At 40.2% G+C, this 17,118-nt stretch carries 14 protein-coding genes and 1 tRNA gene; 14 read left to right on the top strand and 1 reads right to left on the bottom strand.

Features of this window, described 5'->3' with window-relative positions:
• The first annotated feature begins 178 nt into the window (after window positions 1-178).
• From B2107_RS13970 to B2107_RS13935, 8 genes are all read left to right on the top strand, one after another.
• Window positions 179-2,278, top strand: a complete 2,100-nt coding sequence (locus B2107_RS13970; RefSeq protein ID WP_293956263.1) for a peptidylprolyl isomerase — start codon at window positions 179-181, stop codon at window positions 2,276-2,278.
• 61 nt (window positions 2,279-2,339) lie between these two features.
• On the top strand, window positions 2,340-2,861 hold the full coding sequence (locus tag B2107_RS13965; protein ID WP_293956262.1) for a DUF2480 family protein: 522 nt from the start codon (window positions 2,340-2,342) through the stop codon (window positions 2,859-2,861).
• A 117-nt stretch (window positions 2,862-2,978) separates the two neighbouring features.
• On the top strand, window positions 2,979-3,764 hold the full coding sequence (locus B2107_RS13960) for a DUF3108 domain-containing protein (RefSeq protein ID WP_293956261.1): 786 nt from the start codon (window positions 2,979-2,981) through the stop codon (window positions 3,762-3,764).
• Window positions 3,765-3,769: 5 nt separating this feature from the next.
• A complete protein-coding gene (locus B2107_RS13955; RefSeq protein WP_293956260.1) occupies window positions 3,770-4,336 on the top strand; it encodes a DUF3109 family protein in 567 nt (188 codons plus the stop codon).
• A gap of 47 nt (window positions 4,337-4,383) precedes the next feature.
• A complete protein-coding gene (locus B2107_RS13950; RefSeq protein ID WP_293956259.1) occupies window positions 4,384-5,355 on the top strand; it encodes a polyprenyl synthetase family protein in 972 nt (323 codons plus the stop codon).
• Window position 5,356: 1 nt separating this feature from the next.
• Window positions 5,357-6,409 (top strand): TerC family protein, encoded by a 1,053-nt coding sequence (locus tag B2107_RS13945; RefSeq protein ID WP_209578728.1) that lies wholly within the window; start codon window positions 5,357-5,359, stop codon window positions 6,407-6,409.
• A 267-nt stretch (window positions 6,410-6,676) separates the two neighbouring features.
• Window positions 6,677-7,864: an aminopeptidase C gene (locus tag B2107_RS13940; RefSeq protein WP_293956258.1), complete on the top strand. Its 1,188-nt coding sequence runs from the start codon at window positions 6,677-6,679 to the stop codon at window positions 7,862-7,864.
• Between the two features lie 111 nt (window positions 7,865-7,975).
• On the top strand, window positions 7,976-9,214 hold the full coding sequence (locus tag B2107_RS13935; RefSeq protein WP_293956257.1) for a thioredoxin family protein: 1,239 nt from the start codon (window positions 7,976-7,978) through the stop codon (window positions 9,212-9,214).
• A 114-nt stretch (window positions 9,215-9,328) separates the two neighbouring features.
• On the opposite strand, the gene B2107_RS13930 is transcribed toward B2107_RS13935, so the two are convergent.
• Entirely contained in the window at window positions 9,329-11,452 is a 2,124-nt protein-coding gene (locus B2107_RS13930; RefSeq protein WP_293956256.1) for a prolyl oligopeptidase family serine peptidase, read from the bottom strand.
• Window positions 11,453-11,812: 360 nt separating this feature from the next.
• Between B2107_RS13930 and B2107_RS13925 the strand changes: the two genes are divergently transcribed.
• The 6 genes from B2107_RS13925 to B2107_RS13900 all read left to right on the top strand — a co-directional run bounded on the left by B2107_RS13925 (window position 11,813) and on the right by B2107_RS13900 (window position 17,039).
• On the top strand, window positions 11,813-13,942 hold the full coding sequence (locus tag B2107_RS13925; protein WP_293956255.1) for a M1 family aminopeptidase: 2,130 nt from the start codon (window positions 11,813-11,815) through the stop codon (window positions 13,940-13,942).
• A 59-nt stretch (window positions 13,943-14,001) separates the two neighbouring features.
• Complete coding sequence (locus B2107_RS13920; protein WP_293956254.1) at window positions 14,002-14,757, top strand: UDP-2,3-diacylglucosamine diphosphatase; 756 nt, start codon at window positions 14,002-14,004, stop codon at window positions 14,755-14,757.
• Window positions 14,739-15,329: a Crp/Fnr family transcriptional regulator gene (locus tag B2107_RS13915; RefSeq protein WP_293956253.1), complete on the top strand. Its 591-nt coding sequence runs from the start codon at window positions 14,739-14,741 to the stop codon at window positions 15,327-15,329. Before B2107_RS13920 ends, B2107_RS13915 begins: the two co-directional genes overlap by 19 nt.
• A 61-nt stretch (window positions 15,330-15,390) precedes the next feature.
• Entirely contained in the window at window positions 15,391-15,720 is a 330-nt protein-coding gene (locus B2107_RS13910) for a DMT family transporter (protein ID WP_293956252.1), read from the top strand.
• Between the two features lie 98 nt (window positions 15,721-15,818).
• Entirely contained in the window at window positions 15,819-16,892 is a 1,074-nt protein-coding gene (gene prfA, locus B2107_RS13905; RefSeq protein ID WP_293956251.1) for a peptide chain release factor 1, read from the top strand.
• 73 nt (window positions 16,893-16,965) lie between these two features.
• A tRNA-Asp gene (locus B2107_RS13900) sits at window positions 16,966-17,039 on the top strand.
• The last annotated feature ends 79 nt before the right edge of the window (window positions 17,040-17,118 follow it).

The following is a 17,118-nucleotide window of genomic DNA, read 5'->3' as shown; positions in this document are numbered from 1 at the left end:
ACAAAAAAGGAATAAAGAACTCCGGTTTATACAATTATTTTTGAAATTTGTTTTGCTACATTCAGGAAAATATTCCATTTTTTTTTATAAAAATTGTATCTTGCACCGCATTTTGCTATGCTATGCATAAATTAACGAAATACAAGTATTTACACAATATAAACACAATAAGCAGACTATGGGATTAATGGGCTTTTTGCGTAACAAAGCGGGTGTCATCTTGACCGCAGCTATGGCTATCGCAATTTTAGCATTTTTACTAGGCGATGTCGTTCGGGGGGGAGCTCCTTTTTGGGCGAGACATCAAAATCGTGTAGGGGAAGTCAACGGAACTGAAATTGAATATCCTGCGTTCAATCAACAAGTTGAACAAACAGAAGAAATGTTCAAACAACAAATGGGAGGCGCAGTGACTCCTCAAATGAGAACATACGCTGTTCAACAAGTTTGGAATCAATTTTTGTCAAGAGAGATCTTGAAAAAAGAGATTGAAAAAATCGGTTTGACTGTCGGTAAAGAAGAGTTAAATGATTTAGTAAAAGGGCCAAATCCTTCACCTCAAATCGTTCAAGCTTTTACTAACCCACAAACGGGACAGTTTGACCATAGTCAATTGATGACCTTCTTAGGGCAGGTGAATAATAATCCTGCTGTCTACGATCAATGGAATACCCTACTTGAAGGCGTCAGAGATGAACGTTTAAGCAGCAAATACGGCGAGTTGCTTTCCAATAGCGTATACGTTACTTCATTGGAAGCAAACGAAGAATACCAAGAGCGCAATAAATTGGCAAACTTCAAGTATATTCTTTTAGATTATGCTTCTGTCAAAGACGCAGATGCTAAATTGACGGATGCTGATTACCAAGAATATTATGATGAACATAAAAACATGTTCAAAACGCAAGAAGAAACTCGTGCAATTCAATATGTAACTGTAGATGCAAAACCTCTTGCTAAAGATTCTTTGGCGGTGAAAGAGACCATCAACAAATTGAAACAGGATTTAATCGTTGCCAAAGACGACTCCCTGTTTGCTTCGATCAATTCTGACAACAAATATCCGTTCACGTATGTGAAAAAAGGACAGTTGAGTCCTTCTTTGGATTCCGTTGTATTCAACGTTGCTGCTGGCACAACAGTCGGACCTTTTTTAAACAACAACGCGTATGAAATCGCAAAAGTTGTTTCTACGATCGTAAGTCCTGACTCCGTAAAAGCATCTCATATCTTATTGGATCCTACAGCTGAAGGTGGTGTTGATAAAGCACTGGCAAAAGCTGACTCGATCAAAGGTTTGATTCAAAAAGGAGACAATTTTGCAGCGCTTGCAGTTCAGTTTAGCAAAGATCCAGAAAGCAAAACAAATGGTGGTGAACTAGGGACATTCACAAGAGGTCGTATGGTTCCTGAGTTTGAGAATGCTGTATTCGAAGGAAAAACAGGTGATATCAAAGTTGTGAAATCGCAATTTGGTGTGCATATTATCAAAATTGAAAAGCAAACAGGAAGTTCAAAATATGCGAAAGTTGCCATTATTGATAAAGTGATCAGCAGTGGAAAAGAAACGTTGAACAATGCGCATAGCAAAGCAACAGCATTCTTATCTGCCGCTACAGCACAGAACTTTGCTCAGGAAGCGAAAAAACTTGGTTTAGAAGCAAAAACAGCTTCACGTGTAACAGCGATGGACAATGTATTAGATGGTAATGAAGCACCGCGTGATTTAATTAAATGGGCTTTTGATGCTAAAAAAGGCGATATCTCGGACAAAGTATTTGAGACTGAAACTTCTTATATCTTAGCAAGTCTGGTTGATATACAACCTAAAGGAACACTTTCTTTGGAAGCCGTTAAAAAAGATATCGAGCCTGCAGTAAGAAATATGGTTAAAGCGAAGATTTTGAAAGAGAAATTTGACAAAGCTTTAGCAGGTGCATCTTCTATCGATCAAGTTGCTCAAAAAGTGGGTAAATCAGCGATTAACGTTGAAAATGTTGTCTTTGCAAACCCAGTTATCCCTGGTGTTGCATTGGAAAACAAGGTTGTTGGTACCGTTTTTGGACTACAGCCGAATAAACCTTCCAAAGCGATTGAAGGAAGTACAGGAGTTTATGTCGTACAGGTAAACGGTTTTACCAATCCTGCCGCTATTTCCGATATCAACGGACAAAAGAAACAAATGCTTGCAGCTAAAGCACAACGCGCGTGGGGATCTATTTTCCGCGCATTACAAGACAAAGCTGAAATCATTGACAATAGAGTGAAATTCTTTTAAAAGATTTTTAAGTAAATTTGTAGCCGGACGAATTATCGTCCGGCTTTTTTTTGATGTAAATATGGATATTCAAACAAATATTGTCAACAAAGTTGCGCAAAGTGGGTTAGTCACAGTTGACTTGGCCAACTACCATCCACAAGCAGACAATGTGGTATATGATATTAAGGATAATCTCTTCCATGGCTTGATTCTTAAAGAAAAGGATTTCCGCGAGTTCATTAAGACAAACGATTGGTCGCAATATGCCGGTAAACATGTAGCAATTACTTGTAGTGCAGATGCCATTGTGCCTACCTGGGCTTACATGTTATTGGCCAACAAATTGGAACCTTATGCAGCAACAATCATCTTCGGAGACGCGGATGAACTATTACGCATGCAGTATGCTGCAGCTATTGAACGGATTGACATGGAACAATTTCGGGATCAGCGTGTAGTAGTAAAGGGCTGTGGCGACACCTTTATTCCAGAGTCTGTATTTGTACAGTTTACGGTAAAACTAAGCAAAGTGGCAAAAAGCATTATGTATGGCGAGCCTTGTTCTACCGTACCTGTATTTAAACGAGTACAGCCTAAGTAATCCAATCACACCGATGTATAAGTCATTGTCTATGAACGTCTCATTTAATCCCAAAAGTTAAATTTATTTGAATGAAATTAACATTCCTTTTCAAACAAATTTCGTAAACTTACCTACATGAAACTTATATCGACTTTGCTCTTTTACTTATCCGTGGTAGTAAGTACTGCTTTTGCTCAAGAATTACCGCATTTAAAAGAATCTGCATTTAAAGGTGGGGAGAAATTAAAGTATAAACTCCGCTATGGTTTTATTTCCGCCGCAACAGGAACATTAACTGTTGAAGATACAAAGGATGGAGCTGGAAACCCCTCCTTTCATTTATATGCAGCAGGTAAGACTGCAGGTGCCTTTGCGATATATACGGTGCGCAATGAATACAATTCGTATATTAACAGTAAAACATTTTTACCGTATTATTATACCGAAAACATTCGCGAAGGTGGGTACAGAAGGAATGATAAGGTACGCTTCAACCAAGCGACAAATACCGTTGTCGGTAATAAAGGAACATTTAATTCGAAAGTAGATCAAACTTTTGACTTACTTTCTTCCTACTATTTTGCGCGCAACCTGGATCTGTCAACGGTTAAACCGGGAGAATCTTTTAAGCTGACTTATTTTCTGAATGATGAGATTGCTACCTTAGGCATACAATATATTGGAATAGAAAAGATAAAAACAGAATTAGGCACATTAGAGTGCCTCAAATTCAGTCCCGAAATCAAACCGGGACGTATATTTAAAAAAAATAGCAAGCTTTATTTGTGGGTAACCAACGATGGCAACCGTATTCCGGTCAAAGCCAATGTCGATATTTTAATCGGCTCAGTAACGTTAGAATTACTGGAAGCAAGTGGATTAAAGTACAAATTGGGACAACGAGCAAGCTACTCAAAATAAGTAGAATGATTGAAGTAGGAAATGTATTGGTACACGAAGATCTCATCAACAATGACTTTGTGTGCAATTTATCAAAGTGCAAAGGAATCTGTTGTATAGAAGGCGATTCGGGCGCCCCGTTATTGGAAAATGAAAAGGTCATCTTGGAGGAGATTTATCCTAAAGTAAAGCCTTATATGACAGCGAAAGGTATTGAAGCGATTGAGGAGCAAGGCAAATATGTCATTGATGTCGATGGTGATCTGACGACTACCTGTGTTGATGGTAATAAAGAATGCGCCTATGTAACCTGGGAAAATGGCATCACAAAATGTGCTATTGAAAAAGCTTACGAACTCGGCGAGATCCATTGGCGAAAACCTGTGTCGTGTCACCTATACCCTATACGGACAACACATTATCCCGAATTTGACGTGCTTCACTATGATCGTTGGCATATCTGTAAAGATGCCTGTTCATTCGGGAAAGAACTGCAGGTACCTGTCTTTAAGTTTTTAAAAGATCCGCTAATCCGCACTTACGGTGAGGAATGGTACAAAAATCTGGAGAAAGCAGCCGAAGAGTTGTCATAAAATCACTATCTTTAAGCTTTAACTATTTTGGTATTTCACCCTAATTCATGTCAAAATTAAGAGAGATTCAACGTCCTATTGTCGATGAACTTGAAGCGTTTGAGAAAAAATTCAAAGCTTCGATGAAAAGCTCCGTCCCCTTGTTGGATCGCATTACACAATACTTGATCAAACGTAAAGGCAAACAAATGCGGCCGATGTTTGTGTTCTTTTCAGCGGGCATATGTAACGGAATTAATGAATCCACTTACCGTGGTGCTGCTCTTGTAGAGTTGTTGCACACGGCATCTTTGGTACATGATGATGTGGTGGACAATTCCTACGAACGTCGAGGATTTTTTTCAATCAATGCACTATGGAAAAATAAAATTGCTGTTTTGGTGGGTGATTTTCTATTGTCAAGAGGTTTACTCCTTTCCGTAAAACATCAGGATTATCACTTACTAAAAATTGTATCTGAAGCTGTTGAACAGATGAGCGAAGGTGAATTGCTTCAGATCGAAAAGGCTCGTAAACTGGATATTGAAGAGTCTATTTATTTTGAAGTGATCCGAAAAAAAACAGCCTCGCTAATCGCTTCTTGCTGTGCTTGCGGGTCGGCCTCGTCAAATGCAGATCAGGAAACAGTAGATAAACTTCATCAATTTGGTGAAAAAATTGGAATTGCATTCCAGATTAAAGACGATTTGTTTGACTTTGGTCTAGATGACGTCGGCAAACCCCTCGGCAATGATATCAAAGAGAAGAAAATAACTTTACCGCTCATTTATGCATTACATCAAGTTACTGCCAGCGAAAAACGAAGAATCATTAATTTAGTTAAAAACCACAATGAGGATGCGCAAAAAGTTGCTGAAGTCATTGATTTTGTCCGTAAGAGTGGTGGGTTAGCATACGCGACAAATAAGATGCTGGAATACCAACAAGATGCATTTCGAATATTGAAAGACTTTCCAGACAGCGAATACAAAGTCGGATTGGAGCAATTGGTAAAATACACAACAGAAAGAAAAAAATAAAATGAGTCACGAATTAATGTTTTTTGGTGGATTTCTCATCTTTATTGCGCTTATGCTTGCAATAGATCTTGGGTTATTTTCTAAAGGCGACAAACCTGTCAGCCTGAAGATGGCGAGTATTATGAGTGCCATTTGGGTTTTATTCTCCTTAGGCTTCTATTGGCTGCTACGTCACTATGGATTTGAACTGCACAATATCCATGATTTGAATCACCTCCAAGAGGTCATCGCCAAACATCACCACGATATTAAAATTATTCCCGGCGATCTAGCAGCCAGTCTCGATGTCTATAATAAGAATCTTGGCCTGGAATATCTTACTGGTTATGTTGTGGAATACGCCTTGTCAGTAGATAATATCTTTGTTATGGTCTTACTGTTTACCTCTTTCGGTATTCCAGAGCGTTATTACCATAAAGTTTTGGTTTGGGGTATTTTGGGCGCAATCATTATGCGTTTTCTTTTTATATTCCTTGGTGCCACCCTTATTGCTAAGTTTGGCTGGATTCTGTATGTTTTCGGCGCTTTCCTAGTCTTTACAGGTGTCAAAATGTTTATTAACCGCAACCAGGAAGAGGAAGTCGATCCACAGAATCACCCGGTCGTTAAATTCGCTTCGCGCTACTTTAAAGTAACTCCGAAACTAGATGGTGGACATTTTTTCCATGTCGAGAACGGTGTAAAATACATGACTCCGCTCTTTCTCGTATTGCTGGTGATTGAATTTACCGATCTCATTTTTGCCGTGGATTCTATTCCTGCGATTTTCTCCGTTACCAAAGACCCCTATGTCGTATTTTTTTCGAACATTTTTGCGATTCTAGGCTTACGGTCAATGTTTTTCCTATTGGTCAATATCATACACAAGTTCCAATACCTCAAAGTAGGTTTAGCGTTTTTATTGGTCTTCATTGGACTAAAGATGCTGCTCCACCATTGGTTGGCTGAAGTTGGCTTTACGACAACACATTCACTTATTGTTATTATCGGTATCCTCGCTTTAAGTATTATTGCTTCGCTACTTTTTCCAAAAAAGTCTTCCATCGCGGATTAGGCGAAACGGATTGAAAAAATTATGCTTATCGTGGTGAAATGTTGTAGCAATCGGCAGCACATGATAGACTAAACAAAATATAATGGTCAGAATAAAAATTCTGACCATTCCTATTTAACCTTAGAAAACTTTCATAATTTTTCTGTCTAGCAGTACATTAACATAAAAACAGAAGATTTTTCAGCACAATTATTTTACAGAGGAATTGATCTTACTCAATTTTATTTATTTATTTTAGCACCACATTAAATTAACAACATACTAACTATGAATTGGAATAAAACGATTGTACTAGCCGCTTCACTTTTTGCAGCGTCTTTCCAAGTACAAGCACAAGACAATTTGATCAATGCGCTAAAAGCAAATCAAAATGACAATAGCAAATCTGGATTTACCTTTACTGAAGTCATCAACCTAGGCAACACATCCATCAAAAATCAAGGTTCATCAGGTACTTGTTGGTCTTATTCAGGTAATTCTTTTCTAGAGTCTGAAATGATTCGTATGGGTAAAAAACCGGTTGAGATATCTCAGATTTATACTGCGCGGAACACATACTTAGACAAAGCACGTACCTATGTACGTCTTCATGGTGGATTATCATTGGGCGAGGGCGGTCAATTCCATGATGTATTGAACTCCTTTCGTAAATACGGGACAATGCCGCAATCTGCGTATACAGGTCTCCACTACGGTACTACCCGTAACAACTTTGGCGAAATGACTTCTATGTTGGACGCTATGTTGGGGGCAGTAGTGAAGGGCAAAACATTGACACCAAACTGGGAGAAAGCCTATACCGCTGCCATGGATTCATACCTTGGAGAGGTTCCTGAGAAATTTGACTATAACGGTAAATCCTACACACCACGTACCTTTGCAGATCAGGTAATCGGTATCAATCCAGACGACTATGTCGGTATTGCTTCCGTAACCGATCATCCGTATTACAGCCAGTTCGTATTGCTGATTCCAGACAACTGGTCATTCGACCGTTTTTATAACGTTAAAATGAACGATTTAACGGATATCATTGACAACGCTTTACAAAAGGGTTATACTGTGGCTTGGGCAACTGACGTATCTGAAAAAGGTTTCTCCTGGAAAAACGGAGTTGCTTATGTACCTGAAAAACCTTTCGAGGAAATGACAGAGCAAGAAAAATCAACCATGTTCGTGGGTCCTAAACCGGAACTAAAAGTGACAGCCGAAGAAAGACAAAAAGCTTTTGACAACTGGCAAACAACTGATGACCATGGTATGCACATTGTCGGTCTTGTGAAAGATCAAAACGGAAAAGAATATTACATCGTTAAAAACTCTTGGGGCACAACAAATGACTACCACGGTTACTTATATGCCACAAAAGAATTCGTACGTTACAAAACAACTTCTTTGATGTTACACAAAGACGGCCTAACAAAAGATTTAAAGGCTAAGATAAATATTAAATAGACGATTTATCAATCCGCAAAAACACCTCTGAAATTAAAACATCCGAGGTGTTTTTGTTTTCAGATTAATTTGATAACTTAAGCATAATTATGAATCTTTTGTTGAGTGAGTATGAGAAGTATAATCGCATTGTGCCTTACGATTTTATTCGGGAATTTGGCTCATGCCCAGACTAAGGGTGTGAAATTTATAAATGGATTGAGTTGGAAACAACTAAAGGAGCGCGCAGAAGCTGAAAACAAATTTATCTTAATGGAGCTATTTGCGACCTGGTGTGGTCCATGCCAATACATGAGTAATGAAATCTTTCCACTAGAACAGGTTGGACAGCCCATCAATCAAAACTTTATGAGTGTTAGGGTACAAATGGATTCCACAGAATCTGACAATACCAACGTCAAAAAATGGTATGCCGATGCGCGTGCTATTTCTAATGAATATAATATTCAATCGTTTCCCACATTTCTTATCTTTAATCCCAATGGACAAGTTGTACATCGCATTGTTGGAGCAAGCGATGCGCCTGAATTTGTCGGCCATGTAATGGATGGGCTAAATCCCGAAACACAGTATTACACCCTGTTAAAAAAATTCGATAAAAGACCGCAGGACATCTACACGGCAAAGCAGATGCTAAAAGCAGCGAATGTTGCCTACGATGAAAACACTGCGCGCAAGGCAGAAAATACCTTAGCAAATTCATTAGCGACAGATGAGTTGTTCAAAAAGGAGAACGTGCATATTCTATTAGCTGCAGCAAAATTTACCAATTCCAAAGCTTTTAATCTGATCCGGAACAATAAAGAAAAAATAGATATCCTATTAGAGTCACCCGGTATTGCCAACCGTACGTTGGCAAATGTTGTCGTCAACGAATTATTCCAGATAAAAATAGACGCCAAGCACGAACCTAACTGGGATAGTTATCAAAATGAACTGACGGCAAAATATCCGGACATCGATTTCGTTCCGATGTTCAAGAAGATTAGAGCACACTATTACCTTCAGGTGAAAAATTATGTGGCGATGAAGAATACCATCAATGATTATCTATCATCAGAAGATTTTACGCCACATCAATTAAACACTTTTGCCTGGACTATCTTTAATAACAGCAGCGATCCGGCCTGTATTGAATCCGCACTAAGCTGGAGCAAAAAATCGATCATTGAAGATCCGAGCAGCGCATTCTTAGACACCTACTCCAATCTACTCTATAAAAAAGGGGAAAAAGAAAAAGCGATCAAGTGGCAAAACAAAGCCGTCGAAATGGCCAGTGAGGATGATCGTCCGATCTATCAAGAAACGCTTGAAAAGATGATGAAAGGAATAAAAACTTGGGAAAACTAAATGTAACCATAAGAGCCTATCCTGATCATCCATAAAGACAAAAGTCCCGATCCAATTAAGGATCGGGACTTTTATTTCGATAGCAACCTCATCTTGAAGCTTCGAGCTGCCTGTTTACTTTAATGTCTTTATTCCCATGTTCCAAAGTGCAAAAGCATATTTATCCACAGTACTATTGATCAGAACCTCTGTAGACCTTCCAGCACCATGACCGGCTTTTGTCTCAATACGGATCAATACAGGATTATCACAGGCTTGCTTTGCCTGAAGCTCTGAAGCAAACTTATAGGAATGCGCCGGCACCACACGATCATCGTGATCTCCGGTAAAGACCATTGTTGCCGGGTAGCAAACGCCAGATTTCACATTATGCACCGGCGAATACGCTTTCAGATAGTCAAACATTTCTTTGCTATCACTGACCGTACCATAATCATAGGACCACCCTGCACCCGCCGTGAAAGTATGGTAACGCAACATATCCAAAACACCAACCTCGGGAAGAGCAACTTTAGCAATTTTGGGATCGATTGTCATTGTCGCCCCAACAAGTAAGCCACCATTGGATCCTCCGTTTAAAGCGGTATACTCCGGTGATGTATACCCATTCTCCTGCAGGTAACGGGCTGCTGCAATAAAATCATGAAAGACATTCAATTTGTTAAACTGCCTACCACCATCGTGCCATTTCTGACCATATTCGCCGCCCCCACGGAGATTCGGAACAGCATAAACACCACCATTTGCTAACCACACCGCAACGGAAGTACTAAAGCCAGGGGTTAAGCTGATATTAAAGCCCCCGTAACCATACACAATCGTCGGGTTTTTACCGTTCAGAGCGATCCCCTTTTTGTAGGTAATAATCATCGGAACTTTCGTACCGTCTTTGGATGTGTAGAACACCTGTTTAGATTCATACTGATCCGAGTCAAACTTTACTTTAGGCTTGATATAAAGTGTAGCGCTTCCAGAATTTACGTCAAATTTATAGCTCGAAGACGGTGTAATGTAATTTGAAAAACCAAAATAGATTTCTTTTTCTGTCTTTTTACCCGAAAAGCCACTCGCTGTACCAATGCCAGGCAATTCTATTTGTCTAATCTTCTTACCGGTATAATCGTATTGGATCACAACAGAAACGGCATCCTTCAGATAATTTGCAAAAAGATACCCCCCTCCAGTACTGATCGAAAGGACATTTTCAGTCTCCGGAATAACATCCTTCCAGTTCTCCTCTGCAGGATTCTTCAAATCTACTTTAACCAAACGGTTGTTGGCAGCCTTATAATTTGTCTCCAGTAAGAAACTGTCCCCAATATTGTCAACGACATTTGTATTGGCATCAAAATGGTCCTGTAAGCAAACAATCTTGCTATTCGGCTGCTTGAGATCCTGATAATACAGTTCATTTCCCGTCGTCGTATTTGCTGCGGAGATAATGAGGTACCGTTCATCATCTGTCAACGAAGCACCTACATAACGCCTTGGTGTTGCAGAACCTCCAAAAATCAATTTATCGTCAGACTGTGCTGTGTTTAGTTCATGGTAAAATAATTTATGTTGGTCTGTTTTTTCAGAAAGTTCAGACCCTTTTGGCTTATCGTAGCTTGAATAATAAAACCCATCATTTCCTTTCCACGCGATACCGGAGAATTTAACATCTACGAGTGGGGCTCCCACAGGTGACTTATCTTTGGCATTCAGTACAATGACTTTCCGCCAGTCCGATCCGCCTTCAGAAATAGAATAGGCGACTAGGCTACCATCTTTAGAAAATGAAACGTCCGCTAATGAAGTCGATCCATCTTTCGAGAAGGTATTCGGGTCCAAAAAAACTTCCTCTGTACCTTTATCCCCTAGTTTACGATAAAGCACCGCGTGCTGCTGTAAGCCATTATTTTTAAAAAAATAAGTATAGCCCCCTTCCTTAAAGGGTGTTCCTATTTTTTCATAATTCCATATTTCGGTTAATTGATCCTTCAGTTTTGTGCGGAACGGGATTGCATTCAAATAATCAAATGTGACCTTGTTCTCAGCCTCTACCCAGTTTTTTGTTTCCGCTGAACGATCATCTTCCAGCCAGCGATAGGGGTCTGCAATCTTTTCCCCCCAAAATTCATCCACGACGGTCCCTTTCGTTGTCGTGGGATATGTTAACCGTTGTCCATAACCAGTTGTCGCCGTACCTGCCATACCTATCATCATGAGGATAAGACCAAAATTTTTCTTTTTCATAAAATCGTATACTTGTTTCAACCAACCTAAGTTCAATTCACCTAGTATCTGAATATTTGAGTTGAATATAAACAAATTTATCGACCTCCTATGCTTCTCAGGCTGTATTTATCTTGGAAATCTTACTTTAAAAAGTGCGAATTCATCGTTAACTGACGACCACAATAGGGTACGAAAAGTGCTACAACAAGATCGTTATCCGTCTATCAGTGATAGCGCAAACGATAAAACACCCAATAGCATTTGCTTATTTCTTAGCTGCATATTTCTAGGACCGCAGAAATTTCTTTAGATTTATTTAAATCTTGATTTACTAAAACCATGTTCAAAAAAATCATATATCTTTTAATAGGAATTTCCATGCTGCAAACGGGCGTCAGCAAGGGTCAACAACTACCAGTGGACCAACAGTATAGAGCCACCCCGACCAAGATTAATAATCTTGTGCACACCAGGCTGGATGTACGTTTTGACTATACAAATCAATTCCTCTACGGAAAAGAGTGGGTTACATTGCAACCCCATTTTTACCCGACAGACTCCCTCCGCCTCGATGCAAAAGGAATGGATATCAAACAGGTGTCTTTGGTTAATGACCAGCAGTTAGTCCCATTAAAATACAGCTATGACAACAACTCGATTTTGATCAAACTCGACCGCAAGTATCTCGCAAAAGAAAAGTACACGATATACCTCGATTATACTGCAAAGCCCAACTTATTAAAAGCACAGGGAAGTGCAGCAATCAATGATGCAAAAGGACTTTACTTTATCAATCCTGATGAGCGTACGCCAAATAAACCGCGCCAGATATGGACACAAGGTGAAACCGAAGCGTCTTCAGCATGGTTTCCCACCATCGACCGTCCAAATCAAAAGACCACCGCCGAAATCTCGATGACTGTCCTTGATAACTATGTGAGTTTATCGAACGGAGCGTTGATAAACCAACAAAAGAATCAGGATGGTACACGCACGGATACCTGGAAAATGGATCTACCACATGCCCCCTACTTGTTTATGATGGCCGTTGGCGATTTCAAAATCTATGCCGATAAGTACAATAATATCCCTGTTGACTATTACCTAGAGCCGAAATATGCGCCCTATGCCAAGGACATTTTTGGGAAGACGCCGGCCATGATGGACTTTTATAGCAAAACGCTGGGTGTCCCTTACCCATGGAATAAATATGCACAGATTGTTTGTCGTGATTATGTTTCAGGTGCAATGGAAAACACCAGTGCAACATTGCACGGTGAACATGTACAAAAGACGAAACGTGAATTGTTGGACGATAATCAGGAGGGAACGATCGCACACGAACTTTTTCACCAGTGGTTTGGCGATTTGGTCACCGCAGAATCTTGGTCCAATCTGACCATGAATGAATCTTTCGCTACTTTCGGCGAGGTTATCTGGCGTGAACACGACGGAGGTAAAGATCGTGGCGATAAATCGAGGTTTGAAAAACTCCAGTCTTACCTTAACACGACTAAAAATGGAAAGAGTGCAGCTTTAGCACGCTATTATTATCACGATAAAGAAGATATGTTCGATAACATCAGCTATGCGAAAGGATCATTGATTCTCTATGCCCTAAAAGCACAGATGGGGGATGAAGCATTCTATCAATCGCTAAAAAAATATTTGACAGATAATTCTTTTAAAACCGGCGAACCGCAACAGCTCCGCCTCGCTATGGAAGAGGTGACTGGCAAAGACTGGGCTCCGTATTTCAATCAATGGTATTACAAAGGTGGGCATCCAATTTTGAAGATCACGACAAGAACTGGAGAGAACAGTGTCATACTGAACGTAGCCCAAATTCAAGATTCTACCGTGCAGACATTCCAACTTCCATTGGTCGTCGATATCTATACAAAAAATGGAAAGATCAGACAGAACTTCCAACTCAACAAGCGGAATGCTCAATTGATGATTCCCGTACCTGCTGCTGTCGAATTTATCGATATTGATCCCGAAAAAGTGCTCGTTGGTCAAATTGAAATCGATAAGTCAGCTGCCGACTATCTGTATCAATATGAGCATGCACCTTCCTTTGCCAACCGCGTCGGTTCGATTGCCTACGCCTCAAAAAATCCGACAAATACCATCAGCCAGCAAATCCTAACAGCAGCTTTAAAGGATACCGATCCCGACCTTGCTGCAACAGCAATTCAAGGTCTCGATCTAAGCAATCCCGCCGTCCGCAAGTCAACAGAAAAAACAATCTCGACACTTGCAGAGCAATCCGAAGCCTCTGTTATCCGCGCCTCTGCCATTCAAAAGCTTGCGCAGACTAAAGACAAAAAATACAAAAGCCTAATTCTGAAAGCTGTAAACGACAAATCCTATATGGTTATCGCAAGTTCAATCATGGCGATAAAAAGTGCTTATCCCGATCAACTTCAGCAGTCTTTGAAGCGCATTGATCCCGATGCCACGGAATATCTAAAGGCGCTCATCTCTGAATTATCTAAATCATAGCAAATTATATTGTGGAGGCGAATTTTGTATTCGCCGCCATTTTTTTTAGTTTTGGCCACATGTCAACAAGAACAAAAATTTATTTTGCCTCCGACTTTCATCTTGGATCGTATCCGTTGGAACGTTCACGGGAAAGGGAGCTGCAAATTATACAGTGGCTAGAACAGATCAAAACAGATGCTGCACAGCTCTATCTTGTTGGTGATATTTTTGATTTCTGGTTTGAATATACCACGGTTGTTCCGAAAGGTTACATCCGCTTTTTGGGTAAATTAGCAGAAATATCGGACCTGGGCATTCCCATTACCCTATTTAAAGGGAATCACGATATGTGGATGTTTGATTATCTTAAAGAGGAATTGAACGTAAAAATCGTAGACGATGAATTGGAACTGCAGCTCAATGGCAAAAAGTTCTATATTCACCACGGCGATGGTTTAGGTTCGGGAGACTATAAATACAAAATACTCAAAAAAATATTTCGGAGCCGCATCTGTCAATGGTTATTTGCACGTTTACATCCAAATCTCGGCATTGGAATCGCGACACGCTGGTCAAAACATAGCAGGCTTTCGAATAATGAGGACGAAAAGTTTTTGGGTGAAGAAAAAGAATGGCTAATTGGCTATGCGAAGGAAGTTGAGTCCATACAGCATCACGACTATTATATTTTTGGACATCGACATCTTCCCTATGACATTAACCTGAATGCCAATAGCCGCATCATAAATTTAGGCGAATGGATAAACTACCATACCTATGCGGTGTGGGATGGTGAAACTTTACGTTTGGAGAAATGGGCGGGCAGACCTTAATTTCGCTATCCGATTGCCTGAATGGTTATCACTTTCTTTCGGTAGAAAGCACTTCAAAATTGGAGCAGCTTAGTAAAAAGATCACAGTCAAAAGAAATACCCTATTGATCGAACAGGACAAAACGCAAAAAGACATCTATTTTTTGGCCTCGGGTTTAGCCCGGGTTTATTACGAGACGCCCAGACGTCAGATTACCCTTGATTTTGTTTCACCCGGTGGAACACTCATTTCCATGAATAGTTATGTGCATGATACCCCAGGTTACGAAAACATCGATTTGCTGGAAGACAGTGTTGTTTATCGCATTAACCAACAACAGCTTTTTGAGCTCTATGAAAATGATATCGCGATTGCCAACTGGGGAAGAAAGATGGCTGAACTCGAATTCATCAAGGCCGAACAACGAACCATGTCCAAGCTCTTTAATACTGCCCAAGAGCGCTATGCCGAGTTACTTCAAAAATATCCCCAATATATCCAGCGCATCAAACTGGGTTACATCGCCTCCTATCTTGGTGTCAGTCAAGTTACTTTAAGTCGGATTCGAGCGAATATTCATGCAAATTTTTAACATTTGTAAAAACTATTATCACCCAAAAGAAGGAACTTTGTCTATAAACAAAGAAAAGGGTATGAACTGGATATTTTTAATATTGGGTGGATTATGTGAAATTGGTTTCACCACCTGTTTGGGCAAAGCGAAAGATGCAACGGGGACTGGACAATGGCTTTGGTATGGGGCCTTTGTGGTCTTCCTTTTTGCGAGTATGGGCTTATTGATCAAAGCTACACAGACACTTCCGCTAGGTACAGCTTACGCTGTTTGGACTGGCATCGGTGCCGTAGGAACAGTTTTAATGGGAATCATTTTCTTCAAGGAGCCAGCAGATTTCTGGCGCATATTCTTTATTTTCACACTCATTGCCTCTATTGTGGGACTAAAAGCAGTTTCCTCTCATTAATAGCCGGCTAGGTAGTTTAAAAGCAACAAAATTTCCTTACTTTTGTACACTCAATAGTAACCTAGGGCATACATTCCTAGAAGAAGCATTTTTGAAATATGTTAGACAAATTACAAGCGATAAAGGAAAGATGGGAAGAAGTGGAAGCTGAATTGAGCAACCCTGAAACCATGCAAGATATGAAACGTTTTGCCAAATTGAATAAAGAATACAAAGATTTGGGCAAGATTGTGGATCAGTACCATATTTACAGAAATATGGTCAGCAATATTGACACTAATAAGGACATCATCATGAACGAGAAGGATCAAGAACTTCGTGAGATGGCTAAAGAGGAATTGGATCTTTTATACGTAGCAAAAGAAGAAAAAGAGGAAGAAATTCGCTTAATGTTGATTCCGAAGGATCCTGAAGACGCGAAAAACGCCATTATCGAAATTCGTGGGGGATCGGGCGGTGATGAAGCAGCTTTATTTGCTGGCGACCTCTATCGCATGTACACCCGTTATTTTGAGACGAAAGGTTGGCGTAATGAGGTCATGGATGTTACCGAAGGAACTTCTGGCGGTTACAAGGAGGTAATATTAAAGGTAATCGGTGAAGACGTTTATGGACAACTGAAATACGAATCAGGTGTACACCGCGTACAACGCGTTCCAGATACTGAAACACAAGGTCGGGTACATACGTCCGCAGCGTCAGTAGCAGTTCTTCCTGAGGCGGAAGATGTGGATGTTGAGATAAATCCAGGTGACATTGAATTACAGACGTCCCGTTCGGGAGGTGCCGGTGGACAGAACGTCAACAAGGTAGAAACAAAAGTACAATTAACACATAAACCGACGGGTATCGTTGTTGTTTGTCAGGTCGAACGTTCCCAATTGGCCAACCGTGAGTTAGCGATGGAGATGTTGCGTAACAAACTTTACGAGCTCGAGTTGAACAAAAAGAACGGCGACATCGCCGCAAAAAGAAAAACATTGGTATCAACAGGAGACCGTTCGGCAAAGATTCGTACCTATAATTACCCACAAGGTCGAGTGACCGAGCACCGTATCGGAATGACAATGTACAACTTACCGGCAATTATGGACGGTGATATTCAAGGAATTATCGATGCACTGCAATTTGCAGAGAATGCAGAGAAGATGAAAGACGGCCAAGTAGATTAGTTTTTTTTCAAAAAATCTTTGCAGATACGTAAACAAACGCTATATTTGCACACCTTCTGAGGAGAAGGGTTGAGGTCTGGTAGTTCAGCTGGTTAGAATACATGCCTGTCACGCATGGGGTCGCGGGTTCGAGTCCCGTCCAGACCGCTTCAAAAGAGAGAGTAATCTCTTACGTTCTTTAACAAAATAAGTTTTTAAGATTTTTAGGTCTGGTAGTTCAGCTGGT

The sequence above is a fragment of the Sphingobacterium sp. UBA7855 genome (genome assembly GCA_002500745.1).
Taxonomy (GTDB): Bacteria; Bacteroidota; Bacteroidia; order Sphingobacteriales; family Sphingobacteriaceae; genus Sphingobacterium.
Note: the sequence above shows the minus strand (reverse complement) of the source record. Positions and strands in the feature narration are given on the sequence as shown.

Bases quoted from the DNA above. Each gene is read 5' to 3' on its own strand.
- B2107_RS13955 (WP_293956260.1), top strand. From the start codon at position 3,770: ATGATTGAAGTAGGAAATGTATTGGTACACGAAGATCTCATCAACAAT.
- B2107_RS13970 (WP_293956263.1), top strand. From the start codon at position 179: ATGGGATTAATGGGCTTTTTGCGTAACAAAGCGGGTGTCATCTTGACC.
- B2107_RS13965 (WP_293956262.1), top strand. From the start codon at position 2,340: ATGGATATTCAAACAAATATTGTCAACAAAGTTGCGCAAAGTGGGTTA.
- B2107_RS13915 (WP_293956253.1), top strand. From the start codon at position 14,739: ATGGGCGGGCAGACCTTAATTTCGCTATCCGATTGCCTGAATGGTTAT.
- B2107_RS13930 (WP_293956256.1), bottom strand. From the start codon at position 11,452: ATGAAAAAGAAAAATTTTGGTCTTATCCTCATGATGATAGGTATGGCA.
- prfA (WP_293956251.1), top strand. From the start codon at position 15,819: ATGTTAGACAAATTACAAGCGATAAAGGAAAGATGGGAAGAAGTGGAA.
- B2107_RS13940 (WP_293956258.1), top strand. From the start codon at position 6,677: ATGAATTGGAATAAAACGATTGTACTAGCCGCTTCACTTTTTGCAGCG.
- B2107_RS13920 (WP_293956254.1), top strand. From the start codon at position 14,002: ATGTCAACAAGAACAAAAATTTATTTTGCCTCCGACTTTCATCTTGGA.
- B2107_RS13960 (WP_293956261.1), top strand. From the start codon at position 2,979: ATGAAACTTATATCGACTTTGCTCTTTTACTTATCCGTGGTAGTAAGT.
- B2107_RS13925 (WP_293956255.1), top strand. From the start codon at position 11,813: ATGCTGCAAACGGGCGTCAGCAAGGGTCAACAACTACCAGTGGACCAA.
- B2107_RS13945 (WP_209578728.1), top strand. From the start codon at position 5,357: ATGAGTCACGAATTAATGTTTTTTGGTGGATTTCTCATCTTTATTGCG.
- B2107_RS13950 (WP_293956259.1), top strand. From the start codon at position 4,384: ATGTCAAAATTAAGAGAGATTCAACGTCCTATTGTCGATGAACTTGAA.
- B2107_RS13910 (WP_293956252.1), top strand. From the start codon at position 15,391: ATGAACTGGATATTTTTAATATTGGGTGGATTATGTGAAATTGGTTTC.
- B2107_RS13935 (WP_293956257.1), top strand. From the start codon at position 7,976: ATGAGAAGTATAATCGCATTGTGCCTTACGATTTTATTCGGGAATTTG.